Below are 25610 nucleotides of genomic sequence, written 5' to 3'. Positions count from 1 at the left end.
GTTCCTGAGGTTCGATGGAGGAATGTCCGGACGGAGCGTGCGAGACCGGCTCGTGGCCGCGCTGCGCCGGGGCGGACGGCCGGGGACGGGCCGAGCCGGGCACGACGAGGACACCGCCGCGCTGCGTGCGGAGCTGGACGCGCGCCGTGCCGAGGTGCGCCGGCTGCGCAGGCGGGTCCGCGAGCTGGAGGCGGGCCTGCTCGACGACCTGCCCGATCAGGTCGGCGCCGTCGCGCGCGCGGTGCGTGCCGAGCACCTGACCCTGCTCGGCGCCCGCCCGCTGCACGACCTCGCGCAGGCCGTGCTCGAGGCCGAGGCGCGGGACCTGCCCGGCGTGCTGCTGGAGTGCGGCACGGCCCGCGGGGGGTCGGCCATCGTGATGGCGGAGGCGAAGGCGCCGGGGCGCCGGCTCTTCGTCCACGACGTCTTCGGCCTCATCCCTCCGCCCACGCAGGAGGACGGCGAGGACGTCCACGCCCGGTACGCCACGATCGTCGAGGGGCGGGCGAAGGGGCGCGGCGGGGAGACCTACTACGGCTACCGCGACGACCTGTACAGCGAGGTGCGGGACTCGTTCGCCCGGCACGGCCTGCCCGTCGACAGCTCGGGCGTGACGCTGGTCCGGGGGCTGTTCGAGGACACCCTGACCGGCGACGAGCCGGTCGCGGTCGCGCACCTGGACGGCGACTGGTACGCGTCGACACGCACCTGCCTGGAGCGCGTGGTGCCGCGCCTCGTCCCCTCGGGCAGGCTCGTCGTCGACGACTACTTCGCCTGGTCGGGGTGCCGCAAGGCGGTCGACGAGTTCCTCGCCCGCGAGGGCACGAGGTACGGGCTGGTGCGCGAGATGCACGCGCGACTCCACCTGGTGCGCACCGCGTGAGTCAGCGCCGTGCGGTGTCGAGGGTCTTCTCGAGGCCGGACCGGACGCCCTGGCGCAGGCGGTCGTGCACGCGGTTCTCCACGAGGTGGTGCAGCACCGCCGCGAGGGCCAGGGAGAGCGCGGTGGCGATCCCCAGCACCACCCAGCGGGACGCGTCGTCGTGGAGCACGTCGATCACGGCGAACCCGAACTGGCCGTGCACGAGGTACAGCGGGTAGGTGAGCGCGCCGAGCGTCGAGAGCACCCGCCAGTCGACGTGCCGCAGCGGCCCTGCGCTGAGCGCCCAGATGAGCCCGACCATCGCGATCACCGCGGCGGCGCAGACGACCGCCGAGACGGGCGCGCCCACCAGCTCGGAGGCCCGGCCGGCGTAGTGGTACGCCTGGCGCACGCACAGCACGCTCGTCAGGGCGATGCCGAGCCACACCGCGAGGTCGCCGCCGTCGCGGTAGACGAGGAAGAGCAGCATGCCGACGGCGAAGTAGGGGGCGTAGGACGGGATCAGCACCGTGCTCAGCAGGTCGGCGTCGTTCGCCCTGGCGAGCTGCGCGACGAGCGGCCACAGGACCGCGAGGGCGATCACCCGGCGGCGGGTGACCCCCACGAGGATGAACGCCCCCACGATCAGGTAGAAGAGCATCTCGAACCAGAGGGTCCAGAACGGGCCCTGCACGTCGGTGGCGTCCCAGGCGTTCTGGATCATCGTGAGGTTGAGCAGCGAGTCCATCGCCGAGGCGTCCCGCCCGTCGTGCCACACGAGGTGCAGCATCACCGTCAGGACGACGGCGGCCCAGTAGGCGGGGAACAGTCGCGCGACGCGCGACGCGGCGAAGGTGGTGACCGGTCGGCCGTACGCCGTCATCAGGATGACGAACCCGCTGATCATGAAGAACAGCTGGACGCCGAGGAACCCGTACCGGGTGACCTGGTTGAGCCCGGGGAAGACGTCGGACGGCGCTGCACCCCAGTGCGGCATGCCGATCCCCGTGTAGTGGTAGCCGAGCACGAGGAGCGCGGCCAGGAACCGCAGCCCGTCCAGCCCACGGAGGCGTGGTCGGGGCCCCACCCGGGCGGGGGCGGAGCTCCCGACGGACGGCACGGACGTGGTCGTCGGGGAGATCATGGGCGGCGACGATACCCGGTCGGGTGACCTGGGCGACCATCGCGGACGGGCTCGGACGAGAGCCCGTCCGCGATCCGGCGGCGCGCGGCTACCGCGCGGCAGGGGTCGCGGGCCTGGCGGCGCGCTCGCGCCACAGGTCCTGGCGCGCGACGTAGGCCTCGTCCCACGGCTTGACGGGGTCGGCCCAGTGCACGAGCCGCGCCGGGGCGTCCGGCAGGTCGCGCGTCGGCACGTGGTCCCACGCCGCGTCGAGCTCGGTGCGGTGCGGGCCGACGTACAGGTGCAGGGCCTCGCGCGCGTCGATCCGGAACTCCCGCATGGCGGCGAGCGACTCCGCCGCGTACCCGTCCGCCCGCAGGCGGGCCAGGTCGAGCACCATGACCCCCGTGTCGAACGCGTTGAAGTCGAACACGTGCCGAGCGTGGATGCGGCGGTAGAAGTCGTAGGCCGTCGCCGGCGCGTCGTCCAGGCGGCGGGCCGCCCGGTACAGCAGGCCGAAGCCGCTCGGGTCCGCGTGCGAGGTGTGCCTGGCCGCGACGGCCGTGGGGCCCAGGTCGACGGCGGCGAGCTCCGCGACGTCGCCCAGCACGACGGCGTCGACGGGCAGCACCACGGCGCGGTCCACGCCGGGCAGCAGGTGCGGCAGCAGCACGTGGTGCGCCCGCTGCGACGTGGTCAGCCCGAGCGCCTCGAGGTCGAGGGCCGAGGTCGGTACCCGGTGCACGGAGGTGCGCGCGGAGAGCTCGGGCAGGCTGAGCCGGCCGACGCCCGGTCCCACGAGCCAGACGCGCAGCGGCACGGACGCGGACGCGTCGAGCGCTCGCACGGCCTCGCCCACGTGGGGGAGCTGGCTGTGCCGGGGCAGGAGGACCACGTCGACGGCGCCGTCCACGGCAGGGGCCGTGACCGCGGCGGGGGCGGCCGCCTCCGCCGGACCGACGGGGAGCGCCGGCAGCGGCGTCGCCGCGACGTGCCGTGCGCGGGCGGCCTCCACCTCGGGGGCGACGGTCTCGCGCCACAGCGCGTACACGGCCTCGGCGTCGCGGCCCTCGAAGATGGCCGTGAGGACCGGTTCGAGCCGCGCGATCATGCCGGTGCGGATGGCCTCGAAGCCGTCGTGGTCGAGCGGGTGCAGCCCGCTGAAGCGCACGTCCGCGAAGTTCGCGGGCTGGAAGTCGACGTCCAGCCCCAGCGACGTCGTGGGCAGGTAGCAGTGCAGCCGCTTCGTCACGACGTGCGTGAACGACGTGCGGTACCACTCGAGCAGCCGCACCGCCTCGCGCATGTTCTCCACGAAGGTGCGGTCCTTCACCTCGCGGTAGCTCTGCTTGATGTTGTCCTGCCCGTCCGGCACGGGCTCGCGCACGGCGTCCACGTAGACGGTGGCGGGCGCGGGACGCTGCTCGAGCTCGGGGAAGACCGTGCTGACGGTGGTCGTGAGGCAGCCGGAGAAGAACGCGGGGACGTCGAGCGACAGCAGCAGGTCGACCGTGGTCCAGTCGCGACAGCCCACCGGGCCGTGGGCCCGCAGGTAGTCGAGCACCTCCGGGGTCAGCAGACCGCGCTTGTTGCAGTGGAACGAGACGAAGACCGGCCGGAGGTTCTCGTGCATCGGGAAGTCCCAGACGCCGGTGCCCGCCAGGTCGTGGGAGTGCCAGCCGAACTCGAGCAGCCAGGTGCCCTCCGGGAACGCCTGGAACGACGAGCCGTCGCGGTCCACGCGGTAGAGCTCGACGTCGGTGGCCTCGCCGTCGAGGCGCAGCCCGGGTCGCACCCGCTCCTGCATCTCCCGGGCGAAGCCGACCAGGTCGGCGTCGCCGTGGAAGCGCAGGTTCTGCCGGCGCACGACGTGCCCGAGGGACGACAGCGTCTGCACGTGGTCGCCGATGTTCTGCGACGACTTCCCCTTGCCGGGCTGCACGTAGTCCATGACCGCGAAGGGCACGCGCGCGCCGGGCGCCGGGGCGGTGGTGTGGCGCTCGGCCCCGCGCCAGCGCTCGAGCCACGCGACCTCGGCGGCCCCGCCGGGCCATCGCTCCTCGTTCCCGCGGTAGGCCGCGACGAACCGGTCGTGCACGGCGTGCCGCAGGGCGTCGTCGCCGTGCGCGAAGACGTAGCGCAGCGCCGTGTGCCAGGTCCGGGCGTCCGGGGCTGCGCCGGCGCCGTCGAGCCAAGTGCGCACCAGCGTGAGCCCGCGCTGCGGGTCCACGCGGAAGAGCGACTCGACGTAGGGCACGGGCGCCACCGCCAGCGCCTCGCCGCCCGCGCGGTCGAAGAGGTCCAGCGCCCGCTCGTGCAGGTGGCGGCGGTGCGCCACCAGGCCGCCCGCGACCAGCGCGTCGGGGGTGGGGGACGGCGCGGCCAGGGCCTCGTCGACACGCGACTGCGCGCCCTTCTGGTCCTTGGCGTGCAGGAGGCCGCGGACCTCGTGCACCACGGGGTGCGTCCGGGCGAAGGCCTCCGGGCCGGAGGGCTCCGGACGTCCGAGCGCGGCGCGCAGCGCGCGGCGGGCGCCGCGCAGCAGGGTGGCAGGGTGCAGCGGGCGAGAGGGCATCAGAGCTTCCGGTTCGGTGTCGACGGGGCCGGCCGATACTACATCGGACGACTCGGATTTGCGGGGGCCTCGGCTCGCCCGTCCACCCCTCGGGCGACCCCCGTGCCCGGGAGGGCGCCGCATGAGGACCGGGCGAACCTCAGACCCTACGATGGGCCGGTGCCCCACAGCCACGGACCGACGACGACCCGCCTGCCCGACGGGGGGTACGCCGCCGCGACCTGGTCGATCCCCGCCGACTTCGGGGGGATGACGTCGGCCCTGCTCCGGCGCTCCCGGGCGTTCGTGGACCAGGGCGGGGTGCCGGTGCGGGTGCTCACCTTCGACCCGGCCCTCGACGTCGACGCGGCCCGTGCCGCCCTCGAGGAGCGCGGCCAGCTCGTGCCGGGCGTCACGCTGCACAACCTGTGGGCCGACGTCCGCGCGATGCCGGACGAGAAGGTCGGGGCGCGCGCCGGCGCCGCTCCGCGGGACCTCCCGCGCGGAGCTCCGGGGGAGCGGGTGCGCCTGGAGCAGGACGGGGAGTCCACGCGGCACCTGCACTTCCGGCCCGACGGCTCCCTCGCCGCCGCGGACGAGAGCACCCCGGCCGGTCGCGAGGTGCGGTTCTACACCAGCGACGGGCGCCCGGGGCGCCGGTGGTCCACCGTGTGGGCGCTGTACCGGCACTGGGTCGGCACCGTGCTGACCGAGCGGCCGACGTACCTCGTGGTCGACTCGAAGGCGCTGACCAAGTTCTTCGCCAGCCTGCAGATCAAGGGCATCTACACGCTGCACCTGGTGCACGGGGCGCACCTGACCGCCGCGGCCGAGGACGCGCACGGGCCGCTCGCGGGGACGCGCGCCCCGATGATCGAGCACGTGGGTGACTACGACGCCGTGGTGCTCCTCACGGAGGGCCAGCGGCGCGACGTCCACGACCGGGTGGGCGTGCGGGACAACACGTACGTGGTGCCGAACAGCACCGACCTGCCCGACGGCGCGCTGCCCGCGCACGCCGACCGGTACCGCGGGGTGATGCTCGCCAGCCTCAGCCGCCGGAAGCGGGTCGGCCACGCGATCGCGGGGCTGCGCCGGGCGAAGGTCCGCAGCGGCCTGCCGCTCACCCTCGACGTCTACGGCGACGGGCCGGAGCGGGCTCGCCTCGAGCCCCGTGCGGCGAAGGTCCCCGGCGTGACGCTGCACGGGTACGTCCCGGGCGCCGCGGACCGGCTGGCCGACGCCTCGTTCCTGCTGCTGACGAGCAGGGCGGAAGGGCTGCCGCTGGTGTTCGCGGAGGCGATGGCGCGCGGGTGCGTGCCGATCGCGTTCGACATCCGCTACGGCCCCGCGGACATCATCACCGACGGCGTCGACGGCTTCCTCGTGCCGGACGGCGACGTCGACGCGCTCGCTGCGGCGATCGCGCGCTTCGTGTCGCTCGACGACGACGCCGTGCGCCGCATGCGCGAGGCCGCGGTCGCGACCGCGCAGCGGTACTCCGACGCAGCGGTCGTCGGACGGTGGGCGGAGGTCTTCGCGGACGTCGCCCGTCGTCGACCGGTGTCTCCGCGGGCCGCCGGCCGGCCGGTCGGCGCGGAGCCCCGGGGATCGTCGCTGTCCCGGGCCGCGCGGAGGGTGGCCGGTATGCTGCGACGCGCCGGTCGCTGACCGGACCAGACCGCAATCCACCCTGAGATCCACCCTGAGGAGGGGCCTTGACCGCCACACCCCGCGGCGCCACGTGGCGCCGCCGGATCCGGTCCCTGGGGGGCAAGGCGATCCGTCGGCTGGGGCTGCTGCCCGGCGGCATGCCGGACGGGCTGGGCGAGGACCAGGAGCTCCTCGGCACCTCGTGGCCGTACGAGGTGCTCGTGTACTTCGCCGACACCCCCGACGCGCTCTACCAGATCGAGCAGTGGTACGACACGTTCCGCGCGCTGCACGCCGAGCACCCCGTGGTCGTCGTGACCCAGGACTCCCGCACGGCGCGCGCGATCCGCCGCGACAGCGGGCTGGACGTGCGCACCGTGGCGCACTACACGACCCTCGACGACGTCCTCGGCCGGTCGCCGACGAAGCTCGCCCTGTACGTCAACCACAACCCGCAGAACTTCACCTGCCTGCGCTTCGGGCAGCTCGTGCACGCGTCGCTGATGCACGGCGACAGCGACAAGCTCGTCACGGTGTCGAACCAGACCAAGGCGTACGACTTCTCGTTCGTCGCGGGGCAGGCCGCCGTCGAGCGCATGGCGCGGTTCAGCACCCTGTACGACGCGCACGAGCGGTGCGTGCCGGTGGGCCGCCCGCAGCTCGACGACCAGCTGCGCCTGCGCGCGCGGACGCCCCGCGGGCCGCTGCCCACCGTCCTGTACGCCCCCACCTGGGAGGGCGGCCAGCCGTCGGCGGAGTACGGCACGGTGGCCACGCACGGGCTCACGATCGTGCGCGCCCTCGTGGAGTCGGGCCGCTACCGGGTGCTCTACCGCCCGCACCCGCTCACCGGCGTCCGCGTCGCGGCGTACGGCGAGGCCGACAAGGCGATCCGGGAGTACCTCGCGGCGGCGCCCGCGCCCGCCGAGGGTCCCGCCCACGGCACCGACACCCACGGTGACGTCGCCCCGGCGTTCGCGGCGGCCGACCTCCTGGTCTGCGACGTCTCCGGCGTGGCGATGGACTGGCTCGCCACCGGCGAGCCGATCGTCGTGACCCGGCCGGTCGGCGACGTGATCATCGCGGCGAGCCCGCTGCTGGAGCTCGCGCCGTCGCTGCCCGTCGCCGCCCTCGGCGACGTGCTGGCCACGGTGGACCGCGAGCTCACCGAGGACCCGACGCGCGACCGGCGCCACGCGCTGCGCGAGCACTACCTCGGCGACACCGCTCCCGGCGCCTCCACGCAGCGGTTCGTCGCCGCGTGCGAGCGCCTCATGCAGATCCGCGACCGCGAGGTCGCCCGGGTCGAGGCCCACGGCGCGCCGAGCGCCGCACCGACAGGTAACGAGAGAGGAACGCGATGAGCATCCAGACAGTGATCCTGGCGGCGGGCATGGGGACCCGCCTGGGCCGGCCGCACCCCAAGCCGCTGACGGAGCTGCGCGACGGACGCACGATCCTCGCCCAGCAGCTCGGCAACCTCCGCTCCGTCTACGGCCGTGAGGCCGAGGTGCTGATCGTCGTCGGCTTCAAGCTCGAGATGATCCTCGAGGCCGCGCCGAACGTGGCGTTCACCTACAACGAGGTGTACGACCAGACGAACACGTCGAAGAGCCTCCTGCGCGCCCTGCGCGTCACGGGCGACCGCGGCGTGCTCTGGCTGAACGGCGACGTCGTCTTCCACCCGGACGTGCTGCGCCGCGTGCAGCCCCTCATCGACGAGGGCCGCTCGTTCGTGTGCGTCAACACGTCCTCCGTCGGCGACGAGGAGGTCAAGTACACCGTCGACGACGACGGCTACGTCAACGAGCTGTCGAAGAAGGTCGGCGCCGGGGCGCTCGGCGAGGCCGTGGGGATCAACTACGTCGCGGCCCAGGACAAGGCGAAGCTGCTGCAGCGCCTCGACGAGGTCGACGACCAGGAGTACTTCGAGGGCGGCCTCGAGCTCGCCATCGCGCACGACGGCGTGAAGGTGCTGCCGGTGGACATCTCCGACCTGTACGCGGTCGAGGTGGACTTCGCCGAGGACCTGGAGCGGGCGAACCAGGAGCTCTGACCCGCCGGACCACGAAGGGGCGGCGCCGACCGGCGCCGCCCCTTCGTCGTCCCGTGGCGGGACGGGTCGTCAGGAGGCCGCTGCGTCGAGGTCCGCCACCATGGCGTCGCGGCGCGCGACGCAGTCCGTCACGAACTCCAGGAAGCGTCGGCTGCTGTCTCCCCGTGCGAACCCGAAGTAGTGGTCGCGCACGCGCCCGCGGGCGTCGTGGTGCGGGTCCTGGGCGAGGTTGGCCGCCAGGAGCGTGCCGACGTCGCCCACGGTGTCGCCGTCCACGATGTCGACGACGCTCGCGACGGGGGCCTCGGCGACGATGCGGGCACGGTCGGTGCGCCGGTCGGTGAGGACGATCGGGACGTCGGGGCGCAGGTAGAGGAAGTCGAGGCCGACGGACGAGATGTCGGTGACGAGCAGGTCGGCGTCCTCGAAGAGGCCGAGGATGTCGGCCTCGAGCGGCAGCTCGTGCGGGGCGCCGGCCTCCCGGGCGGCGGTGACGAGCCGCACGATCTCGGCGTGGGCCTGGACGACCGCCGGTTCCTCGGCGGTGAGCACACGGGGGTGCGGCTTGTAGACGAGCCGGACGTCCGGGCGGTCCAGGAGGGCGCGCACGATCGCGGTGCCGTACAGGTCGAGGGACGTGTAGTTGTTGGCGTCGTCCTCGCCGGACCAGGTGGGGGCGTAGAGCACGGTCCGTCGGCTGTCGACCGGCGCGAGCACCGAGGCCACGTCGAGGTCGAGCTGCGGGCGTCCGCACACGACCAGCTTGTCGAGGTCGAAGTTGATGAGGGCGCGCCGGTGGCGCTCGATCGCGGCCTGGCCGGCGACGACCACGTGGTCGTAGGCCTTGGCCTGGTTGGAGACCATCGAGATCTTGTCGGACTCGCCGTGGTTGACGTGCACGTGCAGGGCCCGCTGGTAGATGAGCGACTGGAAGTTGCGCCAGCCGTTGTTGACGTAGACGACCGTCTTGGCGTCGATCTGCTCGTAGAGCCGGCGCAGACCGTCCAGGCGCCGGACGAAGAGCACGGGCAGGTCGGTGGTCTCACGGAGCTGCTCGGTGAGCTCCCAGTGCCGGGTGACGATCGCCACGGGGTGCTGCGCGGCGACGCGCTCGAGCACGGGCAGCCACTGCCGCAGCTGGTACCCCTGGTTCGGGGTGTCCGCGAAGTACGCCACCACGGGGAACGGGGGGAGGCCGTCCAGCTCGGGGGAGTGCTCGGGCTCCTCGCCGGCGATCGTGCTGGTCACGACCCGCTTGACGCGCGATCCCGCGGTCAGCAAGATCTGTGCGGCAAGCTTGCGCGCGCGGTCCGTGATCGTGGGCTGCTGCGGTGGCGTGACGTGCGACATCCGTGCCTTCCTGGTGGCGGGTTCCCGTGGCGCGACGAGTATTCCACGGCGTCCTGAGGCCCTCCCCGGGGGGCGCCGGCGCGAAGGGCGCTCACCTCATCGCTGTACTATCGACAGGGCCCGGCAGCCGCTGGCCGTACCTCGGAAGACGGGTATGCAAGTTACGTGACCACCGACACCACCACGGACGCCGCCTCGGGTGACCGCGGGAAGCCGGAGCCCGGTCGTGACCCGCTCCGCCCGCCGGAGCCGGTCGTGCCGGACACCACCTCGCAGGAGCGACGGGCGATCGCGGAGCAGTTCGGGCTGCAGCAGATGGGCGTGCGCCCGCCGCTGGGCAAGTACATCCGCGACGTCGCCTCCCGCTGGGCGTTCATCCGCGTCCTCGGCACCGCGACGGCCTACTCCAAGAACCAGAACAACTATCTGGGTCAGCTGTGGGCCGTCCTCAACCCGATCCTCAACGCGACCGTCTACGTGCTGATCTTCGGCATCCTGCTCGGGGCGAACCGCGGTGTGGAGAACACCATCGCGTTCATCACCATCGGCACGTTCCTGTACCGGTTCTTCGAGCAGTCGGTGCACGCCGGGTCGCGGTCGATCGCGCAGAAGACCAACCTCATCCGGTCGCTGCACTTCCCGCGCGCCGTGCTGCCGATCGCGCAGGTGGTCTCGCTGCTCACCACCCTCGTGCCGGCCCTGGTGGTCATGTGCGCGATCGTGCTGCTCAGCGGGCTGCTCCCGGCGTACCCGACGGTGCACGTCACCTGGAGCTGGCTCCTGCTGCCCGCCATCGTGGCGCTGATGTGGATCTTCAACACGGGGATCGCGTTCATCGTGGCCCGCGCCGTGGCGATCACTCCCGACCTGGACAACATCATCGGCTTCGTGCTGCGCCTCGTGATGTACGCGTCGGGCGTGATCTTCCCGGTGATGCACTACGTGAAGGACCTGCCCGCCCAGGCGGCGGCCATCATCGGGCCGATCCTCGAGTACCAGCCGATCGGCGTGTTCCTCTACGTGGCCCGCTCGATCCTCACGCAGGAGCCGTCGATGCCGCAGGACCCGTGGATGTGGCTGTGGGCGGCCGGCTGGGCGGTCGTGGCGTTCGTCGTGGGATTCATCGTCTTCTGGCGCGGAGAGGAGCGGTACGGCCGTGACTGAGTCGGATCTTCATCTCGACGTCGACCTCGACGAGGACTTCGAGCCGGAGGACCTTGAGGGCCCGAAGCCCGTCGCGACGGTCGGCGACCCGGTGCTCGTCGTCGACGACCTGCACATCGTCTACCGCGTCTTCGGCGGCAAGGCGAAGCAGGTCGCCGCCAAGGGTGCCGACAACGTGCGCGAGGCCAAGGCGCCGAAGCGCTCCCTCCTGCGTCGGCTGGTGAGCTCGACGTCGCAGCACGTGGGCGCGGTGAGCGAGGTGCACGCCGTGCGCGGCATCTCCTTCGTCGCCCGGCACGGGGAGTCGATCGGCATCGTCGGCATCAACGGCTCCGGCAAGAGCACGCTGCTGCGCGCCATCACCGGCCTCATCCCGCCCCACTCGGGCGGCGTGTACGTGGCGGGGGAGCCGGCGCTGCTCGGCGTCAACGCCGCGCTGATGCCGCAGCTCACGGGCGAGCGGAACATCTGGATCGGAGGCCTGGCCCTCGGGCTCACCCCCAAGCAGGTCGAGGATCGCTTCGACGAGGTCGTGGAGTTCGCCGACATCGGCGACTTCGTCTACATGCCGATGAAGACGTACTCCTCCGGAATGGGGGCCCGGCTGCGGTTCGCGATCTCGTCGGCCGCGACGCCGGACATCCTCATGATCGACGAGGCGCTGGCCACCGGTGACGCGGCGTTCAAGGCGCGTTCCAAGGCCCGCATCGACGAGGTCCGCAAGAACGCGGGCACGATCTTCCTCGTGAGCCACTCGATCACCACGATCGAGGCGATGTGCACGCGCGTGCTCTGGGTGCACCAGGGACAGCTCGTCATGGACGGCGGCACGGAGGAGGTGCTGGGCGAGTACCGCAAGTTCGTCCGTGCGCACCGGCAGGCGCGCTCGTCCGCGCGCGCCGGCGGGGTCGGCCCGCGGGCGCGCTCGAAGCAGCGTCCCAAGAAGCAGGCCGCGTCGTGATCTCGTAGGGACCGGGCCTCCCTCGAGGCCCGTGGCCCACCCGTTACCATGGGCCGGCGAGCGACCCCTGCCGCCGCGGTCGGTCTCGGCCGGTCGGGTTCGGAGCCGCTCGACAGGGATGGCGCGCCAGCGTCCGTCGACAGTCCACCGCATGCTAGGTGTCTTCCACTATGTCTTTTTCGCCTCGCCAGATCGCCGCCGTCGCCCTGATGGCGGTGTGCATGGTCGTCGCCGTGCTCGTGTGCCTGTTCGCCCCGGTGCAGGTGGGCCTCATCGCCGTGCTGGTCACGGTCGGGGTCTGCACGGCGATCGTCCTGCTGTTCCTGCGCAAGGTGCTCTCGGCCGTCTACCGGCTCGGGCAGAACGGCGCACGGAGGGAGTCCGAGACGTCGCGCTCGGCGGGCGTCGCCGCGGAGCGCGAGATCGCCCTGGTGAACGCGCGTCTCGAGCGGATCGAGGAGCACCTTCCGGAGCGGCTGGCGGCACGGATCGCGTTCGAGCTCGCGCGGCCTGAGCGGGACGCGGCCGGCTCCCCCGCAGCGGGCTCGGCCGACCTCTAGGACGCGGCACCGACATGGCAATCCCCGCAGCGCCGCAGTCGTTCGCGCACGCCCACCCCGACGAGCCCGCGCCGGCGTTCCAGGAGCTCACGCCCGACGAGTTCCTCCTGCTGAACCGGCAGTCGCCCTGGCGCGCGCTCGCCGTCGGCAGCCGCATGCGCTCCGCCGCCTTCCTGGACCTGCTCGCGCTGGACGGCACGGGGGCCGCTCACCGCTGGGAGCAGCTGCGCCAGGCGATCGTGTCCGGCGTCTCCCGGGAGCAGATGCTGCGCTGGGACGTGCCCCGCGTGCTCAGCGCGGCGCTGCTCGCCTGCGTGCTCGAGCCCGAGCGCCGGCACCTCGAGGTCGCCACGAGGGTCATGGTCACGGCGCTCGACCGGTCGCAGCTGTGGGACCCGGACGCGTCGGCGGCGCTGCGCCTCGCCACCCAGGTCGCGGTGTTCACGCGCGCCGAGGCGTTGTTCGAGGAGCTCGCCTCGCTCCCCACCGCGGAGGAGAGGATCGTGTGGGCCGGCCGCACCGACCTGCTGCGTCCGGCCGGCATGGCGGAGCGCGCGACGGCGGACCAGGCCTCCGGGGTCGTCGGCGACGAGCTCGAGCGCTGGTGGGCGCTCTTCAACAAGCCGTTCACCGACCGGGGCCTCGCGCCGTTCGTGCTCGCGGCCGACGAGGTGGAGGGACCCGGCGGGGTCTTCGGGGCCATCGAGGCCCCCGAGGCCGCGCCGTGCAGCGTGCCGCCCGACGAGCAGCCCCTGGTGACGGTCGTCGTGCCGACGTACGACCCGGACGTCGGCTTCCGCCACACGATCGACTCGCTGGTCCGTCAGTCCTGGTCGAACCTCGAGATCCTGGTCGTCGACGACTGCTCCACGAGCGGTCGGGAGCACCTGGACGACGCCGCCGCGACGGACCCCCGGGTGCGTGTCATCGCACGGCAGCGCAACGGCGGTGCCTATCAGGCGCGGAACTCGGGGCTGCGCGAGGCGCGCGGCGAGTTCGTGACCTTCCAGGACGCGGACGACGTCTCCCACGCGCAGCGCATCGAGCGGCAGCTCCTGCCGCTGCTCTCGGACCCGCGCAAGATCGCGTCGACGTCGAAGAGCCAGCGGGTGCTGGCCACGGGCGGCGTCACCTACCTGGGCTACTCGCCGCACCGGACCAACGTGTCGTCGCTCCTGTTCCGCCGCGAGGCCGTGCTCGAGAGGCTCGGGCAGTTCGACGACGTGCGCAAGGCCGGGGACAGCGAGTTCTCCGAGCGGCTGAAGAGGGCCTTCGGGAGGTCCGCGGTGGTGAACCTCCCCGATCCGCTCGGCCTCGTCCAGCTCAAGCTCGGCTCGCTCTCGCGCTCCGACTTCCGGCCGAACTGGATGTCGGGGGCGCGCCTCGCCTACAGCAAGCAGTACAGCGCGGCGCACAGCCGCATCAAGGCCGCGGGGTCCGACGACTGGACGCTCAGCGACTCGCGTCCGTCGATCTGCTGGGCACCTCCGGCCGTTCGCGGCGAGGCGCCGGTCGAACGGCTCTCGCACGCGGTGCTGGCCGACTGGAACTCCGCACTGGAAGGCTCCCGAGACGGTCTGCACAGGATCCGGACCCTCCTGACCGGTGCGGACGGCCCGGTCGGCCTGCTGAGCGGGTCCCGTCCGCGGTCCAGCCGCAACCTGCGCACCGTGCAGTCGCGGCGCCGGCTCACCGACGCGGTCGAGCAGGGCGAGCTCCGGTGGATGAGCTGGCGCGACACGACCCACGTCGAGAACCTGATCGTCGACGACCCGGAGTACCTCCTCGCGCTGCCCGCCGAGCCCGAGGTCGGGCTCGTCGTCGACCGGGTGCACCTCGTGCTCGACGAGACCGTGCGGCGCGTGGACGAGGCCGTGCTGCCCCCGGTCGCCTGGTGCGAGGAGCAGGCCCGGACCGTCTTCGGCGCGCCCGTGAGCTGGATGGTCTCCTCGCCGGAGCTGTTCCGGTACCTCCGGGGCAAGGGGGCCGACGTCGCGCTCGTCCAGGGACGAGCGGCCGACCGGAGCACCCTTCCGGAGCACCCGAGGATCGGCGTCGTCCTGCCCCGGCACGTCGACGGCGCAGGCTGGAACCTCGGCGTGCTGCGGTCCGTCTTCGTCGGCTCGGGCGCCGCGGAGGTGGTGTTCTACGACGAGGGCAGGCGCCTGACCGGGGCGCGGGCCGAGGCCGCGGGGGTCACGGTGGTGCCGAGCGACCAGCTCGACCGTGCGGGCTTCCTGGACAGCATCGACGTCGTCGTGCCCGACATGTTCGGCCAGCGGCTCCACGCCGCCGAGTCCTGGCTGTGGCTCGCGCGCGAGCACGACGTGGTGCCGCTGCTTCCGGACGGGCTCGAGACCCTGCAGCAGGTCCCGGTGCTGCGGTACTCCGAGTTCGGTGCGGGGGAGGTGGTCTCGGCCCTCGCCGCCGATCCCGACCTGGCCCGGCTGCTGCCGGGCGCGGGGTCGATGGACGAGCGTGCCGACGACGCGACGACGGCGCCGACCGGGGCCTCCGCGACGGGCCGGGCAGCGGACCGGTCGGCCCGGGTCCGCTACGTGGTCGTCGGCGAGGACGGGACGCTGGCGCACCTGCGGACCCGGCTCTCCGTCGCGCAGCTCGAGCCGGACCCGGACCTCCGCACCGTGCCCGACCGCTCCTTCGCCGCGCTCGTCGAGGCAGGGGTCTTCGCCGGCCTGGCCCCGGACGACCGGCTGTGCCTCGTCGACGCCGGGGTGGAGTTCGAGGCGGGCGCGTTCGACCGCCTGGGTCCCGACGCGGTCGAGGACCTGCACGTGTTCACCGACGCGTCCGTGGGCCACGCGCTCCACCCGAAGGCGGACCTCGGCGGCGGTGTGCCCCTCGGCGAGAACGCCCCGCTGTGGGTCGGCTCCAGCCCGGTGCTGGTCCGCGCGGACATCCTCTGGGCCGCCGTCCGGCGGTACCCGGCCGCGCGCACGCGCGGCGTCGCCTTCGCCGCCGCGCTGTCGATCAGCGGAGGGTTCGGCGTGCTCGGCGAGGTGCGCTCCCACGGCGTGCTCGACGACGGGGCGGACCAGTCCGCCGAGGTGCTGACCCGGTCGTGGTACCTCGACTTCGCGCGGGACTGGGCGGACCTACTCGAGGGGACGGCCGACCTCGGCGCGAGCCACGCCTACCTGCAGCGCCTGTTCGTGCACCTGCTCGCAGGCCGGATCCGGCACAACACCGGCGGCACGCCGAAGCGCATCTTCACCGAGGAGGACCTCGCCGCCTACGAGCGCGTCCTCTCGCGGGCGCTGCGGCACACGGCCGACGAGCTGATCTGGGCGCCTCGCCGTCCCACCCGGATCCCGTCCCCGACCGTGCGCATGCACCTGCTGCGGCTCAAGCACGGTGCGGCGTTCGAGCCGGTCCTGGGCCAGGACGCCCGGGGGCCGTACGCGGCGTTCCGCGGACTGGAGCTGGAACGCCCGGACGACGTGACCGTCTCGATCGACTCGATGGCCGCCCGCGACGGCGTCCTGACGGTCAGGGGCCGGATCCCGCTGGTCTTCAGCCACCCCGGGCACCGGCTCGAGGTGCACGTGGGCGGACGCTCGGTCCCCCTCGTCGACCGGCAGCGGTACGCCGACACCTCGCTGCACGGTGTCGCGCTCCACCGCGCCTTCACCTTCACGGCGTCGATCCCGTTCGCCGAGGCCACCGGTCGGCTGGAGCTCCGGTACGCGGCCCCGGACGCGTGGTCCGCGCCGCTGCGCCTCCGCTTCACACGGGCCACCGCCAAGCTCAGCGACCAGCCGGCGGCGTACTGGGCCGTGCCCGGGCTCGGGATCCTGACGGTGGGTCGCCGTGGGATCGACATCGCGCCCTACTCGGAACCGGCGCGGGACACGGCGGAGCAGGCGCTGCAGCGCGCGCTGCGGGAGTCCGGCGACCCGGTGCGGATCGGTGCCGCACGGCTCCGTGGCGAGTACTTCACGACCCTGCCCGACTACCGCGGCCGCACGATCTGGATGTACGCGGACCGCATCGTCAAGGGCGGGGACAACGGCGAGTACGCGTACCGCTACGCGCAGGCGCAGGCGCAGCGCGACGGGGTCGAGACCCACTACGTCGCCCAGCCGGGCACGGCCCTCGCGGCGCAGCTCGACGCCGACGGCGTGGAGTACCTCGCCTTCGGGACGGACCGGCAGCGGCTGCACTACCTCCATGCGTCGATCGTCTTCGCCACCCGCATCGGGACGAGCAACACCTTCGGGTTCCAGCTCGACCAGACGTACTTCCGCGACCTGTTCGACGCGCGCGTCGTCTACATCAACCACGGGCTCGTGGTGGACAAGCTCGACAACCTGCTGAACATCGGGTTCTCGAACTTCGAACGGATCTGTGTGGTCTCCGAGCTCGAGCGCCGGAACCTCCTCCAGGCGAACTACGGCTACGAGGCCGACCAGGTCGAGGTGACGGGGTTCGCCCGCTACGACGGGCTCCGCTCCCGGGCGGAGCGCACGATCCTCCTCGCGCCGACCTGGCGGACGTACCTGCACAGCCCGCAGCGGGGCGTGGAGCAGACCCTCAGCCACCGCGCCTTCCGGGAGACCGACTACTTCCGGGTCTTCGACTCGCTCATCAACAGCCCGAGGCTGCACACGGCCCTCGAGAAGCACGGGTACCGCTTCCTCTTCCTCCTCCACCCCAACACCGGGACCCAGCTGACCGACTTCGTCTCGCAGAGCGAGCACGTCGAGGTGCGTGCCGCCACGGAGGACGTCAGCTACGAGGAGCTCCTCACGGGGTCGGACCTCATGATCACCGACTTCTCCGGGGTGCAGTTCGACTTCGCGCAGATGCACAAGCCGGTGCTGTACTACCAGCCCGACTCGATCCCGCCCCACTACCCCGCGGCGTCGTTCGACTACGCGACCGACGCGTTCGGCGAGGTCGCGAAGTCCGAGCAGGACCTGCTCGACCTGCTGGAGCGCTACCTGGAGCGGGGCTGCGCACCGGAACCGGAGTTCGAGGAGCGGGTCGAGACGTTCTTCGCCTACTTCGACCACGACAACTCGAAGCGCATCTACGAGGTCGGGCTGGAGCTCGAAGGCCTGAAGGAGCGGAAGGGCCGTGATGACTGACACCGAGGTGACCGGCATCGAGGTGACCGACGTCAATCGCCCTGAGGACGAGTGGGACGCCCTGTCGCCCCACACGAGCCTCGTCATCGCCTGCTACCGCGTCGGCCCGTACCTTCCCGCGTTCCTCCGGTCGCTCGACGAGCAGGTCGCGGCGCACGCGGGGTACGAGCTGATCTTCGTCATCGACGGCTGCCCCGAGGACTCCGAGGACGTGGTGCGGGCCTGGATGCCCACCACCGACTACGCCGTCCGCGTCGTCACGAAGCCGAACGGGGGCGTGGCCTCGGCCCGGAACACGGGCCTCGCCTGGGCTCGCGGCACCTGGGTGTCGCACCCGGACCCCGACGACCGGCTGGACCCCCGCTACCTGCTCGAGATCGAGCAGGCACGGGAGCGGTTCCCGGACGAGACGATGTTCGTGGGCCGGGCGATCCTCACCTCGCCCGACGGCTCGACGATCGGGCACACGCTGGACGCCCGGTACGTCGGCGCCGTCAGCTCGGTCATCGACCTGCGCCGGCAGCCGCGCAAGATCCACACGCTCGGTGGTGTCGCGTTCTTCCGCCACGACGTGATCTCTCGCCACGGCCTCCGGTTCGACGAGCAGATCCTGCAGTCCTCCGACACGGACATGATCGGGCACTTCCTGCTCTGCAACCGGGCGCGGTACGTGCTGGTCCCGGGGGCGGAGTACTTCTACCTCCGCCGTGCCGACGCGTCCTCGATCGTGTCGAAGCACAGCGGCAACATGTCCCGCTACGCGTCGCTGTTCGGGATCTCGCACCGCGGCATGCTCGACCGCGCTGGCGACGAGTGCCCGCCCTGGCTGGCGAACCTGCTGCTGTACTTCGTGTTCATGCTGTTCCGCCGGAACCGGCGCGCCAACACGCCCGTCGACCTCGCGTCCGAGGAACAGCTGGCGCTCATCCGCGAGCGTCTGGTCGAGAACCTGCGGCAGATCGGCGCCGAGAACATCAGGGGCTTCGACATCTTCGCGGTGCCGCTGGAGATGCGGTTCGCGTGGCTCTCCGCCGTCGAGGACGTCTCGTCCTCGCCCGTGGAACGGCTGCGCTGGCACCCGGAGCGTGGCGCGTGGCGCGCGGCCGTCTACGGGAGCGACCACGACTTCCCGGAGCTGCAGGTCGTCGCGGGCGAGGCCGAGGTCCTCGAGCGCAGGAGCCGCGGGATCGAGTACCTCGGGAAGACCTGGCTGTACCAGCTGGTGCTCCTCGTAAGGATGCAGCGGGGGGACGTCGTCGGCCTGGCCTCGACGGAGCCGCGCTTCACGCTCGAGCTCGACGGCACGATCCTGAAGGCCGGCGACGTCGACGAGCGCGCCGGGAGGCGGCCGCCCATCGACGTCAAGCCCGCGGCGCAGAAGGCCGATCCGGCCGCCCCCACCGCACCGGCTCCGGCCAGCGCGCCGCCGCCGGCCGCGGTCTCCGGTGCGGTCGTCTCCCGCTGGCGGCGCCTCGCGCGGGCCGTGACCGGCTCGACGGCGCAGCCCCGCGCCGCGGTGCACGCCGAGCCGCAGGCCGCGCGCGGCGAGACCTGGGTGTTCGTCACCGGCGACGACACCGACGCCGCGCCGTCGCAGAGCGAGCTGCTCTACGGGTACGTGCAGGAGCGGGCGTCCGACGTCGAGATGCGCTTCGTGACCGAGGCGGGCTCCGAGGCCGAGGCACGGCTGCGCCGGGCGGGCGTCGGGTGCGTGACCGCGGGGTCGGCCGAGCACGCCTCCCTCCTGCGCCGGGCGGACCTCCTGGTCACGTCCCGCATGACACGGCGTGCGCACGTCCCGCTCCCGGGGCACGGGATCCCGCGGGAGTGGCGCGTGGCGCTGCTGCCCGCCGGCGGGGTCGGCAGGCTGCTCCATCGCGACTCCTGGGCGTCGCAGGCCGACCTCATCACGGTGTCCTCGGCGATCGAGCTCGTCCGCGCCGGCGGCCCCTACGGGACGCAGACCTACCTCCCGAGCGAGGTCGCGCTCACCGGGCTGCCCTCTCACGACCGGCTCGAGGAGCTGCGGGCGCCGGCCGAGCACGTCGTCGTCGCGCCCGGCTGGCGGTCCGGCACGCTGCGGCCGACCGACCCGGAATCGGCCGGGAGGGCGATCGAGGAGTTCCGCGCCCTGCCGTTCGTGGCCGCCTGGCGGGAGTTCCTCGGCTCCGCCGAGCTCGCCGCTCTCGCCGCCCGGGAGGGGCGCCGCGTCCGGCTGATCCTCCCGTCGGGGGTGGGCCCCGAGGTCTTCTCGCCCCCGCCCGGGGTGGAGCTCGTCCCTCAGGACGACGAGCTGGAGGCCCTGGCCTCCGCCGCCGTCCTCGTCACCGACTACTCCTCCGCCCGTGCGCTCGACCTGGCCTATCTCGGCCGGCCGACGGTCTATCTCCAGGTCGACCGGGAGTCCGTGCTCGGCGCCGCCGACAGCGCCCGCTCCCGGGCGGCGGGGTTCGAGACGTCCGGGTTCGGCCCGGTCGTCACGAGCGCTGAGGCGGCCCAGCGGGCGGTCGCCAGCACCCTCGAGCGCCTGCCCGACCGGTACGCGGAGCGGATCGACCGCGCGTTCGCCTACCGGGACGGGAAGGCGCGCGAGCGGATCCTCGAGGCGCTGCGCGGCTGAGGTCCGGCGTCCCGCGCGGACGCCACGACGCCCTGGCTCAGCGGAGCGGGCCGGAACGGTCGCCACCCGCGGCGTCCAGTGCCGCGCGGACGCGTGCCACGGCGTCCTCGACGCTCACCCGGGAGGTGTCGACGACCAGGTCGGCGTCGGTCGGCGCCTCGTACGGCGAGGAGATCCCGGTGAACTCGGGGATCTCGCCGCGCCGGGCCTTCGCGTACAGGCCCTTGCGGTCGCGGGCCTCGCACACCTCCAGCGGCGTGCTGACGTGCACCAGCAGGAAGGTGCCGGCGGCCTCGGCGAGCTCGCGCACCCGTGCGCGGCCCGACGCGAACGGCGCGATCGGCGCCGCCACGGCGACGCCGCCGTGCGAGGACACGAGCGACGCGACGTAGCCGATGCGCTCCACGTTGAGCTCGCGGGAGGCCTTGTCGAAGCCGAGGCCCTTGGACAGGTGGTGGCGCACCTCGTCGCCGTCGAGCAAGGTGGTGTGCAGGCCCTCGTCGTCGAGCTCGGCGGCCAGCGCCCGGGCCACGGTCGACTTGCCGGAGCCGGACAGGCCCGTGAAGAAGACGACGGCGCCCCGCGGCCGGGCCGTGCCGGCGGCCCGCGCGACCTCGGCGGCCGGCACCTCCGGGTAGAGCGCGGCGACGGCGCCGGACCACACGGTGCCGAGCTTCTCGACGGCGCCGCGGTCCCCGGGGGAGCGGTGCGCGACGAGCAGCTCGGTCCGCGTGGCGCCGTAGCGCGCGCCGACGTCCGTCCAGCGCAGCCCGTCCGGGGCGTCGGCCGGCCACGGCACGACGACGACGCTCGCGCGGCGCGGGCCGTCCTCGAACCGGTCGGCGAGGTCCTGGGCGATGCGCACGAGACCCGGGGCCCCCACCTGCCCGGCGGCGGGGGACCGGCGCGCGGCAGGGACGAGCAGCAGCACCGAGCCCGCGTCGCCGACGAGCCCGGGCAGGGCGTCCACCTCCGAGCGTGTGGGCGGTTCGGCCACGACCAGGGCGACGGCCGCGCGGCCCGCGGGCGCACCGTCGCGCACCTCGCGGGCGGTGCGACGCACGGCGGGGTCCCAGTGCGGCCCGGCGGCACGGGCGAACGGGCGCACGGCGCGCGGGGCCGCGTCGCCGGGGACGCCGGCGACGGCGAGCGGCGTGTTCTCGGCGTCCGTGAGGGTCACGGGGCCGGCGGGCAGCCCGGCGGGCGGGACCCAGGGGCCGCCGGCGAGGGCGAGCTCGAGGAGGTCCAGCTCGTCGGGGGACAGGACGTGGGTCGCGGCGGGCAGGTCGGAGGGCAGGTCCGAGGGCACCGTGCCGGGGGTGGGCTCGGTCATGATCGCGTCGTCGTGTCCTTCTGGTCGGGGTCCGGTTCGGGGGCCGGTTCGCGGTCGGGTGCGGGAGCGGGGACGGTGCCGGGCACGGCCGGCCGGGGAGGGAGCCGCTTGATGCGCTCCCGGACCACGACCCACAGCAGGTTGCCGACGACGAGCGCGCCCACGGCGGCGGCGACCACCACGCCGAGCGAGGCGCCCAGCAGCTTGAGGCCGGACGCCAGCAGGAGGATCGCCAGGGCGCGGCGGATGATGCCGCCGGGGGCGCGGCTCGAGACGTGGGCGCCGAACCAGGCACCGGGGATCGCGCCGACGAGCAGGGAGGTCGTCAGGACCAGCTCGAAGTCCCCGTAGAGGATGTGCCCCAGCGACGCGGCCGCGACCAGCGGGACCGCCTGCACCAGGTCGGTCCCGACGAGCTGGGAGGCCTTGAGGGCCGGGTAGAGCAGGAGCAGCACCACGATGATGATCGAGCCGGCGCCGACGGACGTGAGGCCGACCATGAGCCCGGCCACGGCGCCGAGGACCAGCGTGGGCACCTTGCGGACGACGACGTCGGGGCTGCTGGGCGCGGCGGGCCCCTCGCCGAGGGCGGTGCGGCGCTGCAGCATGCCGAGCACCGCGCGCACGACCAGCCCTGCCGACGCGATGAGCAGGGCGACGCCGAGGATCTGCTTGAGCATCTCGTCGAACCCGTCGCCGAACGGGAGGTAACGGATGAGGAGCGCGCCGGAGAAGGCGGCCGGCACGGAGCCGATGCACAGCCACAGCACGAGCTGCAGGTTCACGGTGCGGCGGCGCAGGTGCACGATCGCGCCCGCGGGCTTCATGAACAGGCTGGCCACGACGTCGGAGGAGACCGCGGTGAGCGGGTCGACGCGGAACACGAAGATGAGCATCGGCGTCATCAGCGCGCCGCCGCCCATCCCCGTCAGGCCGACGACGAAGCCCACGACGAGTCCGCCGACGATCAGCGGGAGGTCGAGGCTCAAAAGCGCACCATTCCTATCGGAAAAACAGAATTCAACAATGTGAACTCTCAGGGAATCGTCCAATTCGGAATGGTAGCGTCGGCCGCGGCCCGCCCGGGGCCTCCGTCCAGAGCTGCAAGCCGAGGAGTCGTATGTCCGCGTCCGCCCCGTCCTTCCCGGACCCGGGCCTGCCCGACGGCGAGCTCGCCGTCGCGCTCGCGCAGGGAGCCGGCGAGGTGCTCCGCGGCCTGCGGGCGGAGGTCGACGCCGCCGGCGGGTCGTTCGTGGCGAGGGAGCTCAAGGACGCGGGCGACGCGGCCAGCCAGTCGTGGCTCGCCGGCGCGCTCGCGCACGCCCGCCCGGGCGACGCCGTCCTCTCCGAGGAGGCCGCCGACACCGCCGCCCGCCTGACGGCGGACCGCGTGTGGATCGTCGACCCGCTCGACGGCACCCGCGAGTTCGCCGAGCGCGCCGGCGACGGCGCGGGCTGGCGCGACGACTTCGCGGTGCACGTGGCCCTCTGGGACCGCGGCGTCGCCCGGTCCGACGGGCTCGCCGCCGGTGCGGTCGGGCTGCCGGCCCGCGGCGCCGTCCTCAGCACCGCCACGACCGACGCAGGGCCGAGCCCGGCCGACGACACGGACGCGGTCCTGGCCGGCCGGCGGCCGCTGCGCCTCGCCGCGAGCCGCAGCCGTCCGCCGCAGTTCGTGCAGGACCTCGCCGCCCGCGACGACGTCGAGCTCGTGCCCATGGGGTCGGCCGGCGTCAAGGTCGTGTCCGTCGTGGACGGCACCGTCGACGCGTACGTGCACGCCGGGGGCCAGTACGAGTGGGACTCGGCGGCACCCGTCGCGGTCGCGCTCGCCGCGGGCCTCGTGTGCACCCGGCTGGACGGCACCCCGCTCGAGTACAACCGCCAGGACCCCTGGCTCCCCGATCTCTTCGTCAGCCACCCGGCCGTGGCGGCGCACCTGCGTGCGGCGCTGACGGAGGTCGGGGTCGACATCAAGGAAGGTGCCCAGCCGTGACGTCCCACGTCCTGAGCCAGCTCCGCAGCCTCGAAGCGGAGAGCATCCACATCTTTCGCGAGGTGGTCGCGGAGATGCAGCGCCCCTGTCTGCTCTTCTCGGGCGGCAAGGACTCGATCGTCATGCTCCACCTGGCCGCCAAGGCGTTCGCCCCGGCGCGCATCCCGTTCCCGATCATGCACGTGGACACCGGCCTGAACTTCCCGTCCGTGCTCGCCACGCGCGACCGCTGGGTCGAGCGGCTCGGCATCCAGCTCGTCGTCGCCTCCGTGCCGGAGGCCATCGAGCGTGGGCTGGTGCAGGAGGAGCCCAACGGCTCCCGCAACCGCATCCAGACCCCGGTGCTGCTCGAGGCCGCCGAGAAGAACGGCTTCGACGCGCTGTTCGGCGGCGGGCGCCGCGACGAGGAGAAGGCGCGCGCCAAGGAGCGCGTGTTCTCCTTCCGCGACGACTTCGGCCAGTGGGACCCCAAGAACCAGCGGCCCGAGATCTGGGACCTGTACAACGGCCGCGTCCACCAGGGCGAGTCGATCCGCGTGTTCCCGCTGTCCAACTGGACCGAGCTGGACATCTGGGCCTACATCGAGGCCGAGGACATCGATCTGCCCGACCTGTACTTCGCGGCCGAGCGCGAGGTCGTGGACCGGGGCGGCATGCTGTTCGCCGTCAACGAGTTCACGCCGCTCAAGGACGGCGAGACCGCCGAGGTGCGGTCCGTCCGCTACCGCACGGTGGGGGACGCCAACCTCACCGCCGCCGTCGCGTCGACGGCGGCGACCCGTGCCGAGATCGTCGAGGAGGTCGCCGCCGTGCGCCTCACCGAGCGTGGCGCCACCCGTGGCGACGACAAGGTGAGCGAGGCCGCGATGGAGGACCGCAAGCGAGAGGGCTACTTCTAAGCCATGAGCACCGAGAGCATCGAGACCCCCGTGACCTCCGCCGGAACGTCGCACGTGACCGAGGGCGGCGCGAGCCAGCAGGCGTTCGACACGTCGGCCGACCTGCTGCGCTTCGCGACCGCGGGCTCCGTGGACGACGGCAAGAGCACCCTCATCGGCCGGCTGCTGTTCGACTCCAAGACGATCTTCGAGGACCAGCTCGAGTCGGTGGAGCAGGTCAGCAAGGACCGCGGCAACGACTACACCGACCTGGCGCTGCTCACCGACGGCCTGCGGGCCGAGCGCGAGCAGGGCATCACGATCGACGTGGCGTACCGCTACTTCGCGACGCCCCGGCGCAAGTTCATCATCGCGGACACCCCGGGCCACATCCAGTACACGCGGAACATGGTCACTGGCGCGTCGACCGCCGACGTCGCGATCATCCTCCTGGACGCCCGCAAGGGCGTCATCGAGCAGAGCCGCCGGCACACGTTCCTCGCCACCCTGCTGGGTGTACCGCACATCGTGGTCTGCGTGAACAAGATGGACCTCGTCGACTACTCCGAGGAGGTCTTCGAGGGCATCCGGCGCGACTTCACGGACTTCGCCTCGCGCCTGCGCGTGCCGGACCTCACGTTCATCCCGATCTCGGCGCTCGTCGGCGACAACGTGGTGAACCGCAGCGAGAACATGCCGTGGTTCGACGGACGCCCGCTGCTCAGCCACCTGGAGTCCCTGCACGTGGCGAGCGACCGCAACCTGCAGGACGTGCGGTTCCCCGTGCAGTACGTGATCCGGCCGCAGTCGCACGACGCGCGCGACTACCGCGGGTACGCGGGCACCGTGGCCGGCGGGGTGCTCAAGAAGGGCGACAAGGTCATGGTGCTGCCGTCCGGGCTCGAGACCACGATCGAGGGCATCGACACCGCCGACGGCCCGGTCGACGAGGCGTTCCCGCCCATGTCCGTGACCGTGCGGCTCGCGGACGAGATCGACATCTCGCGCGGCGACATGATCTGCCGCCCGAACAACTCGCCCGCCGCGCTGCAGGACATCGACGCCCAGATCTGCTGGATGGACGAGACGGCGCCGCTGGTGCAGGGCAAGAAGTACGCGATCAAGCACACCACCCGGTGGGCGCGTGCCATGGTGAAGGACGTCAAGTACCGCGTCGACGTCAACACCCTGCACCGCGACGAGGACGCGACCGAGATCCGGCTCAACGAGATCGGCCGCATCCAGCTGCGGGTCACGCAGCCGCTGTTCGTCGACCCCTACCGCCAGAACCGGCGGACGGGCGCGTTCATCCTGGTCGACGAGGCCACGAACAAGACCGTGGCGGCCGGGATGGTCGGCACCCTTCCGCACACCGCCTGAGGACGAGGT

General features: G+C 73.0%; 17 protein-coding genes. 12 read left to right on the top strand and 5 right to left on the bottom strand.

Annotated features, from left to right (window positions below; translation table 11 throughout):
• The first annotated feature begins 22 nt into the window (after nt 1–22).
• The gene (locus tag ACFQ8T_RS11790) at nt 23–883 is read left to right on the top strand and encodes a TylF/MycF/NovP-related O-methyltransferase (protein ID WP_430546721.1); all 861 of its coding nucleotides are present in this window, start codon (nt 23–25) and stop codon (nt 881–883) included.
• A gap of 1 nt (nt 884) precedes the next feature.
• Here the strand turns inward: ACFQ8T_RS11790 and ACFQ8T_RS11785 are convergent, their stop codons facing one another.
• Nucleotides 885–2006: an acyltransferase family protein gene (locus ACFQ8T_RS11785; protein WP_430546720.1), complete on the bottom strand. Its 1122-nt coding sequence runs from the start codon at nt 2004–2006 to the stop codon at nt 885–887.
• Between the two features lie 88 nt (nt 2007–2094).
• Complete coding sequence (locus ACFQ8T_RS11780; protein ID WP_430546719.1) at nt 2095–4560, bottom strand: glycosyltransferase; 2466 nt, start codon at nt 4558–4560, stop codon at nt 2095–2097.
• Nucleotides 4561–4719: 159 nt separating this feature from the next.
• On the opposite strand from ACFQ8T_RS11780, the gene ACFQ8T_RS11775 reads away from it, so the two are divergent.
• From ACFQ8T_RS11775 to ACFQ8T_RS11765, 3 genes are read left to right on the top strand one after another with little or no spacing between them, the layout of a single operon-like run.
• Complete coding sequence (locus ACFQ8T_RS11775) at nt 4720–6210, top strand: glycosyltransferase (protein ID WP_430546718.1); 1491 nt, start codon at nt 4720–4722, stop codon at nt 6208–6210.
• Between the two features lie 47 nt (nt 6211–6257).
• Nucleotides 6258–7556 carry a CDP-glycerol glycerophosphotransferase family protein gene (locus ACFQ8T_RS11770; protein ID WP_430546717.1) on the top strand — a complete coding sequence of 433 codons (1299 nt, stop codon included), beginning with the start codon at nt 6258–6260 and terminating at the stop codon, nt 7554–7556.
• The gene (locus ACFQ8T_RS11765; protein ID WP_430546716.1) at nt 7553–8248 is read left to right on the top strand and encodes an NTP transferase domain-containing protein; all 696 of its coding nucleotides are present in this window, start codon (nt 7553–7555) and stop codon (nt 8246–8248) included. Before ACFQ8T_RS11770 ends, ACFQ8T_RS11765 begins: the two co-directional genes overlap by 4 nt.
• 69 nt (nt 8249–8317) lie before the next feature.
• Here ACFQ8T_RS11765 and ACFQ8T_RS11760 read toward each other — a convergent pair whose 3' ends face one another.
• Nucleotides 8318–9598 (bottom strand): CDP-glycerol glycerophosphotransferase family protein, encoded by a 1281-nt coding sequence (locus ACFQ8T_RS11760; RefSeq protein WP_430546715.1) that lies wholly within the window; start codon nt 9596–9598, stop codon nt 8318–8320.
• A 165-nt stretch (nt 9599–9763) separates the two neighbouring features.
• Here ACFQ8T_RS11760 and ACFQ8T_RS11755 point away from each other — a divergent pair, with 165 nt between their 5' ends.
• The 5 genes from ACFQ8T_RS11755 (at nt 9764) to ACFQ8T_RS11735 (ending at nt 20014) form a co-directional block, all read left to right on the top strand.
• Nucleotides 9764–10762 carry an ABC transporter permease gene (locus ACFQ8T_RS11755; RefSeq protein ID WP_430546714.1) on the top strand — a complete coding sequence of 333 codons (999 nt, stop codon included), beginning with the start codon at nt 9764–9766 and terminating at the stop codon, nt 10760–10762.
• Nucleotides 10755–11723, top strand: coding sequence for an ABC transporter ATP-binding protein (locus tag ACFQ8T_RS11750; RefSeq protein WP_430546713.1), 969 nt, complete (start codon nt 10755–10757; stop codon nt 11721–11723). The genes ACFQ8T_RS11755 and ACFQ8T_RS11750 overlap by 8 nt, the downstream gene beginning before the upstream one ends.
• 170 nt (nt 11724–11893) lie before the next feature.
• Nucleotides 11894–12283, top strand: a complete 390-nt coding sequence (locus ACFQ8T_RS11745) for a hypothetical protein (protein WP_430546712.1) — start codon at nt 11894–11896, stop codon at nt 12281–12283.
• 14 nt (nt 12284–12297) lie between these two features.
• A complete protein-coding gene (locus ACFQ8T_RS11740; protein WP_430546711.1) occupies nt 12298–17394 on the top strand; it encodes a CDP-glycerol glycerophosphotransferase family protein in 5097 nt (1698 codons plus the stop codon).
• On the top strand, nt 17387–20014 hold the full coding sequence (locus ACFQ8T_RS11735; RefSeq protein ID WP_430546710.1) for a glycosyltransferase: 2628 nt from the start codon (nt 17387–17389) through the stop codon (nt 20012–20014). Before ACFQ8T_RS11740 ends, ACFQ8T_RS11735 begins: the two co-directional genes overlap by 8 nt.
• Nucleotides 20015–20051: 37 nt before the next feature.
• Here ACFQ8T_RS11735 and cysC read toward each other — a convergent pair whose 3' ends face one another.
• Together cysC and ACFQ8T_RS11725 are read right to left on the bottom strand one after the other, a co-directional pair.
• Nucleotides 20052–21347, bottom strand: coding sequence for an adenylyl-sulfate kinase (cysC, locus tag ACFQ8T_RS11730; protein WP_430546709.1), 1296 nt, complete (start codon nt 21345–21347; stop codon nt 20052–20054).
• Complete coding sequence (locus ACFQ8T_RS11725) at nt 21344–22336, bottom strand: sulfite exporter TauE/SafE family protein (protein ID WP_430546708.1); 993 nt, start codon at nt 22334–22336, stop codon at nt 21344–21346. Before ACFQ8T_RS11725 ends, cysC begins: the two co-directional genes overlap by 4 nt.
• A 131-nt stretch (nt 22337–22467) precedes the next feature.
• Here ACFQ8T_RS11725 and ACFQ8T_RS11720 point away from each other — a divergent pair, with 131 nt between their 5' ends.
• From ACFQ8T_RS11720 to cysN, 3 genes are read left to right on the top strand one after another with little or no spacing between them, the layout of a single operon-like run.
• Complete coding sequence (locus ACFQ8T_RS11720) at nt 22468–23343, top strand: 3'(2'),5'-bisphosphate nucleotidase CysQ (RefSeq protein ID WP_430546707.1); 876 nt, start codon at nt 22468–22470, stop codon at nt 23341–23343.
• The gene (gene cysD, locus ACFQ8T_RS11715) at nt 23340–24242 is read left to right on the top strand and encodes a sulfate adenylyltransferase subunit CysD (protein WP_430546706.1); all 903 of its coding nucleotides are present in this window, start codon (nt 23340–23342) and stop codon (nt 24240–24242) included. The genes ACFQ8T_RS11720 and cysD overlap by 4 nt, the downstream gene beginning before the upstream one ends.
• A gap of 3 nt (nt 24243–24245) precedes the next feature.
• Nucleotides 24246–25601 (top strand): sulfate adenylyltransferase subunit CysN, encoded by a 1356-nt coding sequence (gene cysN / locus ACFQ8T_RS11710; RefSeq protein ID WP_430546705.1) that lies wholly within the window; start codon nt 24246–24248, stop codon nt 25599–25601.
• The last annotated feature ends 9 nt before the right edge of the window (nt 25602–25610 follow it).

Origin of the sequence: Isoptericola sp. NPDC056618, from assembly GCF_042792715.1 — a bacterium.
Classification (GTDB): domain Bacteria; phylum Actinomycetota; class Actinomycetes; order Actinomycetales; family Cellulomonadaceae; genus Isoptericola; species Isoptericola nanjingensis.
Note: the sequence above shows the minus strand (reverse complement) of the source record. Positions and strands in the feature narration are given on the sequence as shown.

Coding starts and splice junctions, on each gene's coding strand:
- ACFQ8T_RS11720 (WP_430546707.1), top strand. CDS start 22,468: ATGTCCGCGTCCGCCCCGTCCTTCCCGGACCCGGGCCTGCCCGACGGC.
- ACFQ8T_RS11740 (WP_430546711.1), top strand. CDS start 12,298: ATGGCAATCCCCGCAGCGCCGCAGTCGTTCGCGCACGCCCACCCCGAC.
- cysN (WP_430546705.1), top strand. CDS start 24,246: ATGAGCACCGAGAGCATCGAGACCCCCGTGACCTCCGCCGGAACGTCG.
- ACFQ8T_RS11780 (WP_430546719.1), bottom strand. CDS start 4,560: ATGCCCTCTCGCCCGCTGCACCCTGCCACCCTGCTGCGCGGCGCCCGC.
- ACFQ8T_RS11760 (WP_430546715.1), bottom strand. CDS start 9,598: ATGTCGCACGTCACGCCACCGCAGCAGCCCACGATCACGGACCGCGCG.
- ACFQ8T_RS11745 (WP_430546712.1), top strand. CDS start 11,894: ATGTCTTTTTCGCCTCGCCAGATCGCCGCCGTCGCCCTGATGGCGGTG.
- cysC (WP_430546709.1), bottom strand. CDS start 21,347: ATGACCGAGCCCACCCCCGGCACGGTGCCCTCGGACCTGCCCTCCGAC.
- ACFQ8T_RS11735 (WP_430546710.1), top strand. CDS start 17,387: ATGACTGACACCGAGGTGACCGGCATCGAGGTGACCGACGTCAATCGC.
- ACFQ8T_RS11785 (WP_430546720.1), bottom strand. CDS start 2,006: ATGATCTCCCCGACGACCACGTCCGTGCCGTCCGTCGGGAGCTCCGCC.
- ACFQ8T_RS11765 (WP_430546716.1), top strand. CDS start 7,553: ATGAGCATCCAGACAGTGATCCTGGCGGCGGGCATGGGGACCCGCCTG.
- ACFQ8T_RS11790 (WP_430546721.1), top strand. CDS start 23: ATGTCCGGACGGAGCGTGCGAGACCGGCTCGTGGCCGCGCTGCGCCGG.